17 protein-coding genes are annotated in these 14,043 nt (G+C 36.8%); 13 read left to right on the forward strand and 4 right to left on the reverse strand.

Annotation, left to right across the window (positions count from 1 at the left end):
• Nucleotides 1-3 precede the first annotated feature (3 nt).
• Entirely contained in the window at nt 4-2,265 is a 2,262-nt protein-coding gene (gene hypF / locus ACFO5O_RS11755) for a carbamoyltransferase HypF (RefSeq protein WP_387963995.1), read from the reverse strand.
• Nucleotides 2,266-2,504: 239 nt separating this feature from the next.
• Between hypF and ACFO5O_RS11760 the strand changes: the two genes are divergently transcribed.
• The 13 genes from ACFO5O_RS11760 to ACFO5O_RS11820 all read left to right on the forward strand — a co-directional run bounded on the left by ACFO5O_RS11760 (nt 2,505) and on the right by ACFO5O_RS11820 (nt 10,687).
• Nucleotides 2,505-3,641, forward strand: a complete 1,137-nt coding sequence (locus ACFO5O_RS11760) for an NADH-quinone oxidoreductase subunit B family protein (protein WP_387963997.1) — start codon at nt 2,505-2,507, stop codon at nt 3,639-3,641.
• A 5-nt stretch (nt 3,642-3,646) separates the two neighbouring features.
• Nucleotides 3,647-3,931 (forward strand): hypothetical protein, encoded by a 285-nt coding sequence (locus ACFO5O_RS11765; protein WP_387963998.1) that lies wholly within the window; start codon nt 3,647-3,649, stop codon nt 3,929-3,931.
• A 15-nt stretch (nt 3,932-3,946) separates the two neighbouring features.
• On the forward strand, nt 3,947-4,264 hold the full coding sequence (locus tag ACFO5O_RS11770; protein ID WP_387963999.1) for a hypothetical protein: 318 nt from the start codon (nt 3,947-3,949) through the stop codon (nt 4,262-4,264).
• Between the two features lie 6 nt (nt 4,265-4,270).
• Nucleotides 4,271-4,561 carry a hypothetical protein gene (locus ACFO5O_RS11775; RefSeq protein ID WP_387964001.1) on the forward strand — a complete coding sequence of 97 codons (291 nt, stop codon included), beginning with the start codon at nt 4,271-4,273 and terminating at the stop codon, nt 4,559-4,561.
• A 1-nt stretch (nt 4,562) separates the two neighbouring features.
• Nucleotides 4,563-4,856: a hypothetical protein gene (locus ACFO5O_RS11780; RefSeq protein WP_387964003.1), complete on the forward strand. Its 294-nt coding sequence runs from the start codon at nt 4,563-4,565 to the stop codon at nt 4,854-4,856.
• A gap of 7 nt (nt 4,857-4,863) precedes the next feature.
• Nucleotides 4,864-5,139, forward strand: a complete 276-nt coding sequence (locus ACFO5O_RS11785; protein ID WP_387964005.1) for a hypothetical protein — start codon at nt 4,864-4,866, stop codon at nt 5,137-5,139.
• Between the two features lie 41 nt (nt 5,140-5,180).
• A complete protein-coding gene (locus tag ACFO5O_RS11790; protein WP_387964007.1) occupies nt 5,181-7,055 on the forward strand; it encodes a nickel-dependent hydrogenase large subunit in 1,875 nt (624 codons plus the stop codon).
• Nucleotides 7,048-7,617, forward strand: coding sequence for a hypothetical protein (locus ACFO5O_RS11795; protein WP_387964009.1), 570 nt, complete (start codon nt 7,048-7,050; stop codon nt 7,615-7,617). The genes ACFO5O_RS11790 and ACFO5O_RS11795 overlap by 8 nt, the downstream gene beginning before the upstream one ends.
• Nucleotides 7,598-7,990 carry a hypothetical protein gene (locus tag ACFO5O_RS11800; protein WP_387964011.1) on the forward strand — a complete coding sequence of 131 codons (393 nt, stop codon included), beginning with the start codon at nt 7,598-7,600 and terminating at the stop codon, nt 7,988-7,990. Before ACFO5O_RS11795 ends, ACFO5O_RS11800 begins: the two co-directional genes overlap by 20 nt.
• A gap of 6 nt (nt 7,991-7,996) precedes the next feature.
• Nucleotides 7,997-8,275, forward strand: coding sequence for a hypothetical protein (locus ACFO5O_RS11805; RefSeq protein WP_387964013.1), 279 nt, complete (start codon nt 7,997-7,999; stop codon nt 8,273-8,275).
• Nucleotides 8,276-8,277: 2 nt separating this feature from the next.
• The gene (locus ACFO5O_RS11810; RefSeq protein ID WP_387964015.1) at nt 8,278-9,105 is read left to right on the forward strand and encodes a DUF6503 family protein; all 828 of its coding nucleotides are present in this window, start codon (nt 8,278-8,280) and stop codon (nt 9,103-9,105) included.
• 19 nt (nt 9,106-9,124) lie between these two features.
• Nucleotides 9,125-9,631, forward strand: coding sequence for a hydrogenase maturation protease (locus ACFO5O_RS11815; protein WP_387964017.1), 507 nt, complete (start codon nt 9,125-9,127; stop codon nt 9,629-9,631).
• A 69-nt stretch (nt 9,632-9,700) separates the two neighbouring features.
• Entirely contained in the window at nt 9,701-10,687 is a 987-nt protein-coding gene (locus ACFO5O_RS11820; RefSeq protein ID WP_387964018.1) for a DUF6503 family protein, read from the forward strand.
• Between the two features lie 12 nt (nt 10,688-10,699).
• Here the strand turns inward: ACFO5O_RS11820 and ACFO5O_RS11825 are convergent, their stop codons facing one another.
• The 3 genes from ACFO5O_RS11825 to ACFO5O_RS11835 form a co-directional block, all read right to left on the reverse strand.
• Complete coding sequence (locus ACFO5O_RS11825) at nt 10,700-11,467, reverse strand: ATP-binding protein (protein WP_387964020.1); 768 nt, start codon at nt 11,465-11,467, stop codon at nt 10,700-10,702.
• A 15-nt stretch (nt 11,468-11,482) separates the two neighbouring features.
• Entirely contained in the window at nt 11,483-11,740 is a 258-nt protein-coding gene (locus ACFO5O_RS11830) for a HypC/HybG/HupF family hydrogenase formation chaperone (RefSeq protein WP_387964022.1), read from the reverse strand.
• A 163-nt stretch (nt 11,741-11,903) separates the two neighbouring features.
• Nucleotides 11,904-14,027, reverse strand: coding sequence for a TonB-dependent receptor plug domain-containing protein (locus ACFO5O_RS11835; RefSeq protein WP_387964024.1), 2,124 nt, complete (start codon nt 14,025-14,027; stop codon nt 11,904-11,906).
• Between the last annotated feature and the right edge of the window lie 16 nt (nt 14,028-14,043).

Consider the following 14,043-nt stretch of genomic DNA (forward strand, 5'->3'; position numbering starts at 1 on the left):
TATCTAAACTTTAATATGCGTATAATACATCAATTGTCCAAAGGATATATTTTCATCATTAGGAGACAATTTACGATTAAATTTTAACATCAGGCTTGTGTTTTTTGTTAATGCTTTCAAGCGACTTAATAAAAAAGCATTTTGAAATACACCACCACTACACGCTATTGCCTTGATCTGGTTTTTATTTACAATACAAATAATTGCCGCCGCCATGGTATGTATAAAACTCGCTGCTATTCTTTCTTTAGTAGTACCATTTTGAAGAGCATTAAAGGCTTGTTGAATTATTGTTTTTGAAGGCACTTTATTATAGGAGTTACATTCTAAAAAATCGATATAGTTTTTTTCTTTATAATCCAATGCACATTGTTCTAGTAGCATTGCGGCTTCACCTTCATAAGTTGATAGGTCTATTAAGTTTAATAAAGATGCCATAGCATCAAATAATCTGCCAACTGAAGAGGTTTTAAGTGTGTTATTTTGCAATAGTTTGTTATAAATAGTCCATTCTGTGTCTGAAAACTTATGTTGGATTGACTGTTTATGAAGCTCTGAAGTAAGACTTAATAAGGAAAGTCGGGGCTCTTCTGCCATTTTATCGCCCGCAATCCAATCAAAATAGTCGAAATGGGTCAAGCGATTCATCTGATGGTTATGATAGCTGAAAAACTCGCCTCCCCAAATATTACTGTCATCACCCAAACCTGTGCCATCCCAAATGACCCCTAAAACAGCTTCGTCTGCTTCAAATAAATCATGCTCGCCTAATACACTTGCGAAGTGCGCTTTATGATGTTGAATTTGAGTTAATTTTGTATTCCATTTTTCAGACAATTCTTTGCCTATCAGACTACTTTGGTACTGTGGGTGAGCGTCAATTAATAGGGTTTTGGGAATGCAATCAAACAGATCAATATATTTAGTAATTGTTGATTGAAATCTGGTTAACACCTCGTAATTATCTAAATTACCGAAGTACTGACTTACATAAATATAGTGATTAGGAACATAAGCAAAGGTGCTTTTTAAATGTGCTCCCATGGCTAGAATAGGCTCTGCATCCTTTATTTCGATATCTAAATAATTTGGAGCCAAGCCTCTAGAGCGCCTTATAATAATCTGTTGCTCACTTGAAAATTTTAGTACCGAATCGTCTTGAGGAAATTGAATGTCTAAATTATGATGCAAAAAATAATCAGCAATTGACTTAAGCTCCCGTGCTGCTTCATCATTAGCAAAATGAATGGCCGAACCATGCGTGTTTCCACTGGTTGCAATGATTGGTTTTTTATAAGTGTCCATTAATAAACACAACAATGCAGAAGACGGTAGCATAACTCCCAAATGCTTTAAATTTGGCGCGACAAGTTCTGTTTTTAAATTGTTAATTTCATTTTGAATTGGCAAAATAACAATAGGAGCTACTGAAGATGTCAATGCGTTTTCTTCTTGTTCAGTTACGTTGAATTGTGATTTAATACACTTCAAATCCGGATATAAAAGTGCAAACGGTTTTGTTGGTCGCTTTTTTTTATGTCTTAAGGATTTAATTGCTTTTTCATGATTGGCATCACAGCACAACACATAGCCATTGGTGTTTTTGATGGCGACAATATGTCCTCTATTAAGTAAATCGGAAACCTTTTGTAAGAGTTGTTGTTGACTACTTTCATAAGGATTTCCAGAAGTATCAACTAAAGTTAACTGTACTCCACAATCAGGACAACTATTGGTTTGAGAATGAAAACGCCTATTTTTTGGGTTTTCATATTCAGATTGACAATTACTGCACATGCTGAAGTTTGAAAGCGACGTGTGTTCTCGTTCAAAAGGAAATTTTGTGGTAATGGCATATCGTGGTCCACAATTAACACAGGTGGTAAAAGGGTAATGAATTCTTCTGTTTTCTGCGTTTAAAAGGTCTGTTTTACATGCCGCACAAGTAGCAAAATCAGGCGTTAAAGGGATATTGAGTTGCGTGTCTTTTTTGGATGTAATAATGTTGAAGTTTAAAAATACTTTAAACTCAATCACTTCAATTTGATGTGATTTGATAATAGAAGATATTGGAGGATTTAGGAGTAACTCATTGATAAAATCATGAAGCTGTTTTGAGGAAGCGTTTAAATGAACGATAACACCAACGGCATTGTTATACACTTCACCAAATAACCCATGTTTTAAGGCTAAACTAAACACAAAGGGTCGAAACCCCACACCTTGTACTTGACCTTTTAAAGTTATTTTATATGTCTTGTGCATTATTTGGTGTTGAGTAGTTCTCATTGTGATTAACAATGAATTTATAATTTAAAGATACTTTTTAGTTTTTTAAAACGAGTTGTGGTATTCAGTATTAATTTAAAAAAAGTATTCGTTCGTGTAAAGGATCGTAGTAAGTGGCATTTTAGAAAACATTTTCTATTTATAAATGGCTAGAATATTATCAAATTAATAATATATCTCTTAAATTTATGTGAAATTATTAATTATTTTTACAAATGGAGTTTAACGGTTTGTTGCCAAATGTATTTGATGAAGTTCACGCCTTTTGGATTGCGGGTGGAAGTTGCGATGGTTGTTCCATTGCTGCCGTTGGTGCTACAAGTCCTTCTGTAGAAAACCTAATAAGCGGAACCATCCCGGGTGCTGCAAAAGTAGTGCTACACCATCCAGTATTAGCTGTTAATGCAGGCGAAGAATTTATTAAACCATTTCGACTTGCAGCTAAAGGTGAATTAGGCGCACCGTTTGTTGTACTCTGTGAAGGCTCTATCATGGACGAAGGATTAGCTGCATTAACGGGTGGTTATTGGTCAGGATTGGGTGCTGATGAAGATGAAAACGGTGATCCACAACCTATTCCGTCATCAAGTTGGGTGACACGCATGTCTGAACATGCCGCTGCCGTAATTGCAGTGGGTACTTGCGCTACTTGGGGAGGCGTCCCTGCAGCCGCAAACAACCCAACAAATTCTGCCAGTGTGATGGATCTTTTAGGAGAGGATTATAGAAGCACTTTGGGGTTACCCGTTGTAAATATTCCTGGTTGTGCTCCACAAGGAGATAACATTACGGAGACCATAGCAGGCGTGCTTTTATTTTTAAACGGTCTTGCACCTTTACCAGAATTTGATGAATTAGGAAGACCACAATGGCTATTTGATGAAACGGTTCACAGAGGTTGTACCAGAGCTGGATTTTATGAAGAAGGCTTGTTCGCCGAAGAGCATGGTGACAAAGAATGCTTGGTTGAAGTTGGATGTTGGGGACCAGTCGTGCAATGTAATATCAATAAACGAGGAGCGATCAATAATGTTGGAGGCTGTATGAATGTGGGTGCACCATGTATAGGTTGTACCATGCCAGGCTTTCCAGATGCCTTTGCACCATTTTATAAAACACCACCAGGAACGGTGGTTTCCTCTAATGTGTCTAGAGCAACTGGATCGGTGATCAGAAATTTAAGGGCCATGTCTATGACTTTTCTCAATAGAACACATCGATGGAATGAGAACGGTCATGTGCCATCAGGATGGGGGCATGTTGAAGAGCCAAGCCCTTTAAAAAAAGTGGTGCATTATGTTTATGAAAAAATGCAATTTAGCGAAAGTCCCAAACCTGGATCTAATAAATAAAGGAGATGGAAAATACTGAGTTATATAACGAATGGTTAATTGGTCTAGCAATAGTTGGACTTATAGTAGTCATCGCCGCAGTACTCTTAATTTTGGTGCTATTGGCGGCCAAGCGAATCTTGCGATTGGCAGGCGTTGCATTAACTGTTGTTAAAGAGATTCGAGAAAATACAAACAGTATTTGGGAGCTTGAAAAAACAAACAATGTGGCAGTGTCCATTCAATCAGAAGCCACTGCCATCAAAGAACATGCAACTCTAGTGGCCAAGGCTCTAGAAGAGGTAAATTAACAAAATAGAATTAAAATGAGCACAGGAATTACATTATGGATTATTTCGTTAGTACTTGGTTTGGTGGTTATTGGTGTGGTAGCCTTGTTGTTACATCTGGTAAAAACTACAGCGTTCAAAATTGATGGTGTAGCCGCCGATATTTGGACACATGGTAAACTTGTTGCAAACAATACCATTCACATTCCTTTGTTTTTGACCACGACCAATAAGGTAGTGTCTTCTATTTTAGAAACGGCTGTTGCCATCGTGGGTGGCTCAAAAGCTATTACACAACATATTGAAGGTTGCCCAGGCTGTCCTGCATGTATTTTAAAACCCAATAAAAACTAGTATATCATGGCTGTACTATTAATGATCATAACCATATTAGCTGTTTTGTTATTGGTATTTGTACTTGTAAAATATTTAAATGCCATCATTGATACCCTTACTAGTATTGGTGGGAATGGCAAAAGTTATTTGGCGAAACTCCGATTAGGATTGCGTGCTATTGAAACAGAAACAGGGCATTTGCCTACACAAGTAACACAACTAAACGAAACACTCACCAATATTGCAAATGGACTAACAGTGGTTGATAATGAATTAGAGCAGTCTATTAATGGGGCATTAAAACAAGATCAATAAGATGGAAGGAACAGTAAATATATTATGGCTCATTCTCCTAATCGTAACCGTATTGGTATTGCCATTTTTAATTCATTTGTTACATCGTACATGGAAAGCAGCACGTTCTATTGAACGGTATTTCCTAGAAATGAAAACGGCAGGATTTGGTATTGCAGGCCATACAGAATATATAAAAGCGCTAGACGATACTATTGGTGTGGCATCAGGAATATTAGGTGTTGCAGGATCAATTAATGAGCGTTCCGAAACCCTGAAAACAACATTGGCCAACAGAGCCGAAAAATTAAAATAATAGAACTATGGATACTTCTTTTCTGTTTATAGCAACATTAATTATAGTGGCATTGTTAGTACTTGTACTGGTCATATACCTGATATTAATTATAGTGGCCTTGAGAAGAGCGGGAACGCATTTAGAGCAATTGGCCAGAGGACTTCAAAAAATTGCTTCAGATACTGATCCATTAGGAGAAAAAGTAACGATTATTAACGGAGCTTTGCTTAAATTACATGGAGGACTAACTTCTGTAGATGGTCATTTAGTGGCCATCGCTAAAGTGTTGAAACTAGTCTAAATCAAAATTGATTTAAAATTATAAAAGATAAATAACTGCTTATGTGTTTTAAAAACTTACCGATAGCATTTGACGAAAGAGGGAATGCCTACTTAAAAGAAGGCGTTAATGACCCCTATGAACATAAAGTAGTAGATCTAGGCATAGAGCAAGACAAGCTAAAAAGCCTTATGGAAAAGAATGGCTTTATCCGAAGTGTTGATTACGATCCTGTAACGCGCGTTGCTGGGGCATTGGCATTTCATAGCGTTGTAGATTTAAAGAAGAAAAAGGTGCTGTCCACCAATTCTATGGCAACGCTTTTTAGAGGTTATGAAGTTATTTTAAAAGGAAGAGATCCAAGAGATGCTGCCTATATAAGTAGCCGTGCTTGTGGGGTATGTGGTGGTGTTCATGCCACCTGTTCAGCATTAGCCATTGAAATGGCATTAGGTATTAAACCGCCACCTCTAGGTATAGTGATGCGTAATATTTTATTGGCGATCGAATATCTTTATGATCACCCTTTACACTTATTTTTATTGGCAGGTCCAGATTATTCTGAAGAATTAGTGCAAGAAACCAATCCAGAATTAATTGAAAAAGCCGCACATACCAAAGCAAAAAATAAAGCTGTTCATGGTTATGATACCATTTTAGATATCATGAAAGATCTAAATCCCCTAAAGGGAAAATTATATCTTGAAGCATTAAGTATGACCCGTGTGGCGCGCGAAGCCTATGTGTTAATTGGCGGTAAGTATCCACATCCACAATCGGTAGTGCCTGGAGGCTTGTCGGTAACGATTACAATTTCAACCTTAAATGAAGTCTATAGTCGATTGATCAAGTTCTTTGATTACGGACAAAAAACAACAGGAATTTGGGATGATGTTTTCGATTTCTTTTTAGAAAGCAATCCTGAATATGCCAAATGTGGTGTGCGTCCAGCAACCATGATGGATACAGGTGTGTGGGATAGGCCAGATGCTTATGATGCGACTTTTGAAAATTGTGACAAATGGGGTGAGGCACGTTGGTCAACACCAGGGGTTTTGGTAGATGGTAAAGTGGTAACTACAAAACTAACACAATTAAATGCAGGGATTGAAGAGTTTGTAGAACATTCATTCTATGAAAAATGGGATGGACATGAGTTTAAAGAAGATCCATTAGGAACGCCATTAAGTCCCAATCACCCATGGAATAAAGAAACCATTCCAAAACCAGGCAAACAAAGTTGGAGAGACCGTTATAGTTGGGATACAAGCCCAACTTGGGACAGAATGCCTATGGAAGCAGGAGCCTATACACGGATGTATCTCACAGCAAAAGCCAAAGTAGCACCAGACAGTAAATTTTTGGAAAACACAGGGCACAGTATGAAAATACATGTGCCTAAACATACACTTCCTGGAAAAACTTTGGAATGGCATATTCCTGAACATTGGAACGCCTTCGAACGAAATCGTGCAAGAGCCTATTGTATTCCTTATTCGGCGATGGTAGCTATGGATAATTGGTTATTGGCCATGGATCTGTTGAAAAATGGTCAAAACAAAGTCAGCACAAAATTTGAAATCCCAAAAACAGGATCCTACATGGGATTTGGAGCTTGGGGTGCAGGTAGAGGGTTCTTAACCCATCATTTGCTAATAGAAAAAGGGCTTATTAAAAATTATCAAATCATTACCCCTTCAACACTAAATGCTGCACCAAGAACACCTTGGGGCGAACCGGGCCCTTATGAAGAAGCCGTTTTAAACACACCAGTACTTGAAAAATTTGATAAACCAGAAGATTATAAGGGCATAGATATATTAAGAGCCATTCGTAGTTTTGATCCTTGTATGCCATGCACAACGCATATTATGGCAAAAGATAGCGACCATATGGTAACTCGAGAAGTAACAACCTGTGCTTGTGGAATTGAATAAACGCACATTAATAGGGACTGTAGGTTATCATATGCTCCGTAATCATTCAGTGGCACCTATCTTACTTCCAGAGATACAAAGCGTCAATTGGCCTGATTCAGTTGAAATTGAAGAAATGAATTGGGGCCCAATAGCTATTGTGCAATACTTTCAAACCTTAAAAATTTCATTTGATAGAGTTATTTTTTTAGTAGCGATTGAGCGCCCTAATCGTGAGATTGGTGATATAACTATTTTTCAATGGAATGGTGGATTGCCTACCAGCACTCAAATACAAGCCTGTATTGGAGATGCTGCCACTGGTGTGATTTCGGTTGAAAATTTATTAATTATAGGAGAATTTTTCAAAATTTGGCCAAAAGACGTATATTTAATAGATGTAGAACCTGGTCCAGAGCAAGGAGGAGAATATTTGACCGAAGCCGTTGAGCGTAAAATTCCAGAAATTCTATACACTTTAGAACGCATCACACTTCAAGGTATCTCATTGGAAGAGGAGGTATTAGTTCTTAAAGGCGATGAAATGTTTAATGATATGAATTATGAAAACTCAAGGCATTGAAAACACCCCCATTCAACTTATGTTTTGGAAGGATGAAATCCTACAGGTCTTATATTGGATGGATGGTGAAGGTATAGGTTCTAAAGTAACACTAATGCAAATGTTACCTTTTTTAAACACATCCGAAGAAAATTTGCGGTACCATTTAGATAAACTTGTAATAGAAGGGCTTTTGCAATCTGACCAACATGATACACGTGTACAATATTGTCTTTCAAATATAGGCAAACAAGAAGGAGGTAAACATTTTGCCGAAGCATTTCATGGAATGCAAAAAGCGGGACATGGTGAATGCGGTCCAGACTGTGAATTTTGTTATGGAACCGATGGTGTTAAATTAGACAATTGCGTTCATAACTGTGCGAGTCAATAAAGGATCATGAAACCAATTTTTTTTAATAATATCGAGTTCAAAGAAATCGTAACCAAAGTCAAAGAATTGGTCAAGGAGGCAGATAATTTGCCCGATCAAGGCGTTCGAGACTATACGGCCGATGTCTTAAAATATTATGATTTATTGCATCGAGAACCGTTGGCTAGAATTTTGGAAATCATAGAACGTGGTTATCCAGACCTAGCAGATCGATTAAAACAAGATTACACCATACATACCCTTCTAGAATTATACGATTTTCACAAAAACGAAGCAGACCAATAATTATGAAAATAAAGTTCACCTTTTGTATGCTCCTCATATTTGTGATTAGCTCTTGTAAAGAGCAAGAAAAGTCAGGTTCTCAAGTTGAAAATGATAGAGTAGGGTCTGAATCGTCCCTAAGTCTCACAAACTCTGAAGCAGATCTGATTGTTAACAAGGCAATTGCATTTGCAGGTGGTTTAGACGCTTGGAAAAGCAAAAAATCGCTTTCATACACTAAGCTAATTCAAAATTATGATTCATTGGGGAATCTAACTCGTGAAATAAGCCAACTTCACCAATATCAATTGCAACCAAGCTTTAAAGCTAAAATGAGCTGGGAGGATAATGGTGACGCCTTTGTAATTATTAATAATGGGAAACGAGCTTGGCAGCTGAAAAACGGAGAAGTATTAACTAGTGAAGAAGCTACTAATTCGGCATGGAATTCATCATTTGGTTCACATTATGTTATTGGTATGCCTTTCAAACTTAAGGATCCAGGAACTATACTAACTTATGAGGGTGTAGACACCTTATCTAATGGTGAGGTAGTACACGCTATAAAAGCAACTTACGAAAAAGGAACTGGAAGCTCAGGAGGGATGCATACTTGGTGGTATTTTTTTGATAAAAACACCTATGAACTTAAGGCAAACTTTTTAGATTCTGGGAATGGTTATAGTATAACACAGTACTTTGGTTATGATACGATAGATACTATTAAAATAAACAAACAACGTAAAAGCTACCGATCTAATGAAAATAGAGATTTAGTAGTTTTAGGTACCGTATACTCAAACACGAACATTGAGTTTAATGTCCACTTTGAAGATGGATATTTTAATTAGATAAGCGAAACAAATTGTTATGAAGCCCCAAAAAATTCTAATTGCAGGCATAGGAAATGAATTAAAGCAGGACGATGCCTTTGGGATGGAATTTGTTAAGGCCTTTGCAAAAAACGTAAAGCTTCCTGAACGCATAAAAGTATTAGAGGTTGGTATCGGAGGTATTCATTTGGTGCAAGAGTTGCATTATAAGTACGATGTTTTAATTATGGCTGATGCGGTAGAGTGGGGCGAAGTAGCAGGGCATCTTTATTTTAGAGAAATGGAATCGGTGGCAGATATAGACCAAATGGAGGTTTTTGATAAACGTGCCTTTTTAGCCGATATGCATTATACCAACCCAATTAGAGCCTTAATGCTCGCAAAAGCATTAGATGTTTTGCCCAAGAAAGTATATATACTTGGATGCGAAGCTTATGAACATGATGATTTTGCAGTAGGGATGTCTCGCGTAGTTACAGATGCCATTCCAAAAGCTATTGAAAAACTACAAAAGTGGTTAGAATTAGAACCTATTGAATCATAGATAAAACAAGTAACCTTTAATACAAAAAAAAGAGGACTTTTTTGTATATTTAACTTAAAATAAAATGTTATGAGCCAAGATATTAAACCCGTACAAGACCCTAAAAGAAAACTAGAGGATCATGATAAAAAGGCACCTTGGTGGTTTGGATTGCAAATAAAAGACCTTGTAAAGCCAATCACTATTAAACGCATGCAACTTATGTATGTTGGTGGCTTATTGTTAGTATTGGGTGTTGCTGGTTATTACGCCTATGATACTTATTTAAGAGAACCAACAGGTGAAGAATTTGTTAATGAAATTGTCGAGGCTGCTGGTGGTATGGAAGCTTGGAATGATTTAAAATTTGGAGAGTTTTCACGATCACATAATTTGTATGCTGAAAATGGTGATCTCTTGAGAACAATAGATGAGACCTTTTATTTTAAGAAAACAAATCAAGGCGTTAAACTGCAAATTAAATCTGTAGGCGAAGATGGCAGTGTTCTTTGGGTAGGAAAAGACGCTGAAGGATTTTGGGCGACACGTGACAACAATGAAGTAGACCCCAAAGCGGCTGCAAAAGAAGAAGGCATGATGTGTGACTCCAAATTTTGCGAACCACTTTGCGCATCATCTATGGCTTTCTATAGATTTTCAATGCCTTTTAAATTAAAAGACCCAGGAATTAAGCCTAGCCTTGCTTCAACCGATCTTTCGGTGTTAAATTTAAGTATGATGGGGATTTCAGGAAAAGAACCAACAGTGCTTGAGATTACCTATGCCCCAGAAGTAGGTCGTGATCGATGGCGTTTTTATGTGGATCCAGCAGATCAATTAATTCATAAAATTGAATATTATAATAAATCAGATATGGGAGACACACGTCCTGAAGAAATTTATTGGACTGACCATAAAACCGTAAGCGGTATCACCTTTAGTCATCGTTGGACACGTTACTGGCCAAACGGAAAGATCATGGATGAGTATATTTATTCTAAAGTGGATTTTGAAACTGAAATAGCAGACAGCTTTTTTGACCGTTCAAACACCTCTAATTTGGTAATGAATCATTAGTCTCAATAAACGCTAGGCATACAATGTCTGGGCAAATATTTCTAATGCTCTTACAACTTTGGCCTTATTATTAAAGTCCATAATCGACAATCCTTTGAGGTCAGCAAGCATCACTTGTTCATCAAAAGGTACAATAGTGGCAATAGGAAGATTGATTTTTTTACAATAATCTACAATGGCCTGTTGCTCTTCGGCATTCCTTACTTTATTGGCGATGGCTTGTACATTTTCAATACCTAACTCTCTTGCCATATCTGCAAAACGAGATGCCGCTTCAAGTGAACGATAATAGGGTTCAACCACGGTATAAATATGATCTACATATCTAGAAGTGCCTCGTTTCATATGTTCTAAAGAGGCTTCAGTATCTAAAACAATAATTCTATTTTCTTCAGAAGTTAAAGCAGAATGTATGAGTTCACGAACCACGGTATGAGAACCACACATACAACCTGTACCCGCTTTTTCGGGCTTTCCAACCATAAGTAGGGTTACATTATCTGCTGCTTTTTGACCATAGGTATCAAGAATTTCATTAAAGGGCATCTTTACCTGAAATTTCCATTTGCCATCTTCGGTTTCTACCCGTTCAATAATATCAGTACTCAAATTAGGGCCAGATTTTGAATCCTTGTCGATACCTAAAACTACCGAAAGGTTGGGGTTAGGATCACCATCAATCGCCAAAACTTGTCGACCACTGTTACCTAGAACTCTACAGAGCGTTCCACTTATGGTTGTTTTTCCTACACCGCCTTTTCCAGCTATCGCTATTCTCATAATTAAAAGGGTATTTTAATCGCTACTGTGTCTCAATTCATCGAGGTCATCTGTGCCCTGAAGAAAATCTAAAGTTTTTTTTGCTTCTTCTTCATCAATAACACTCATAGCTACGCCAACATGTACCAAGACATGATCACCTATTTTAGCTTCGGGAACAAGACCTAAATTGATTTTCTTAATAATGCCACCAAAAGAGACGACACCGATTTTAAAAACATTTTCAGACTCATCAATGATGCCTGTAATTTGTCCGGGAATAGCAAGACACATAGCTTATTTTTAATGCATTTATATAGCTCTAAAGTACTAAAAATATATCAGTATATACTTTTCTTGTTCTTAATTAGTGAGAGGGGATTATTATGCTTAAAAATTAGACACTTTATGTTAAATTTAAAACAAGTGACCTCACAGTTATAGTACTAACCAAACTTTATCTTAGACGACTACTTGCTGCACCAAGTTTGATGATTAATAGCATATTAATACTTCTGCCTGGTGCCGAAAAACGTGTTTGATTACCTGGCACTCCCCTAAAAACATGACTTTGATAATCTTTATCAAACACATTATCTATTGAGAGCATTAATTTAGAATATGGAAGTTTAGAAAAGAGTCTGTGTAAATGAACACCGGTATTAATATTAAATAAACTATAGGCATCAGTTTTGCGTTCAGAAGGTGCATTTCGATCCTGCTTACTTGTAAAAACGCCTTCAATCTGACCAAAAAATAGCTGATTATTATCTTTAAATCGTAATCCTAGTGCATTTTGATCGGCAGGCATAAAGTCAAGATTTTCGTTTGTACTTTGATCTTTTCCTCTAATATAAGAACCGGTCCAAAACCCATTAAAATTAGCATTAAAATTATAGGCTAAAAGATATTCCCAACCGGTAAGTTTAGCCTTACCAACATTTTGATTTTGAATTGCTGGGGTATCTTCAAAAGTAACGTTAACGGGCACAAATAAATCACTTAAAAAATTTTGATAAAAACTCACATTAAATGACAGGTTTTCTAGGTTTTTGTAGTTGTAATTTAATTCATAAAAAACGCCGTTTTCAGGATCAAGATCTGGGTTAGGGATTACCCCATCGGCAAAGTTGTATTTGGAGAATAAATCTGGCCCTCTAAACGAATTAGCGAGGTTAATACTGGCATCCATTTTAGTAGTGAAATGATATTTTAAGCCAATATTACCAGTTAAGGCTGTGTTGTTACTAGAACTGTTTTGATCATTGAACAAATCGGCGATTTCTGGAATATAAAATGGCTCGCTTTCAATTCTAGTAGCTATATTATCGATGCGTAATGCAACTAGCAAATCTAAAGCCTCATTAATTTTTAATTCTTCAATCGCAAATAAGCCATAAGAATTTGAATAACTATCGGGTTGAATTTGACCAGCAGGCGGTGCAATATGATTGACTTGATCTCCATTTCTATTATAAACATCGATCACTAACTCTCTATAGGTGCCTTTTCTATATTCTCTTAAATAGTCGGCCCCTAGCGTAAGTTTATTATTTTTATTAAGTCTTAAGGCAATAAATCCTTTAGCCCCACCAAAATTTACATCTACATCTAAATTGGGATGTATAATTCGGTTTGGATCCATAGTGCCTTCAAAAAACACATTGGTAATCATATCAATATGTAAACGCTGCCATTTACTGTAAACATTGACTCCTAAGGCTTCAATTTTATTAGATAATTTAGTAGCATTATATGAAAAATTGATTCCAGTTTGCACATCAGGGGCAAATAGACGAATGCGAACTGGGGGACCTGGGGCTCCTAATCCTCCAGGAAATCCTACATTGTCATTTTTAAAATACTTTCCACTAATTTCAAATCTATGATTTTGTTTAGGTGAATAGCCAATATTCCAATCTAGATATTGAGATTCAAATTGACTATTTGGTATTTCTCCTGAAGGTGTCTTGGTGTTCTCAGCGTCTCGTAATCCACCTCCAATTAAAAAATCTATACCCTTACCTCTTCCTTCAACTTCAAGCCGCCCGCGCTTATGAGTATTTACAGATTGATACCCTGAATATAAGCTGCTTCCAATTTTAAAATCTTTTCCAAATCCAGACTCCGCTTTTCTAGTAATGATATTAATCAAGCCTCCAACCGCGTCACTTCCCCAAAAGGCAGAAGCTGGCCCTTTAATTACTTCAATACGTTCAATTTGAAAAGGATCAATTAATGCAAAGGTTCGTATACGCCCTCCTACGAAAGAATTACCATCAATTAAAACGGGTGCACGTTCTCTAGAGAGACCTCTTATAATAGGGGTGCTTGTTAAGCCGCCATCGCTTTGTAAGGTGATTCCTGGAATGCTTTTAAGAGCTTCAGTAGCCGTTAGTGGTTGTAATTCTTCAATTTCATTTTTGGTAATAAATGACACATTGATAGGGAGATTTTCTAATTTCGATATAGATCGTGTGACACTTACCGTGATCGTGTCTATTTTTTCGGGATTTTGGTTTTGAGCGTTTGAAGATAATACGATAAATAAAATTACCGTTAGTTGTGTAAATTTTATCATATGAAGGGATGGACTA

The sequence above is a fragment of the Geojedonia litorea genome, assembly GCF_042654525.1.
Classification (GTDB): domain Bacteria; phylum Bacteroidota; class Bacteroidia; order Flavobacteriales; family Flavobacteriaceae; genus Geojedonia; species Geojedonia litorea.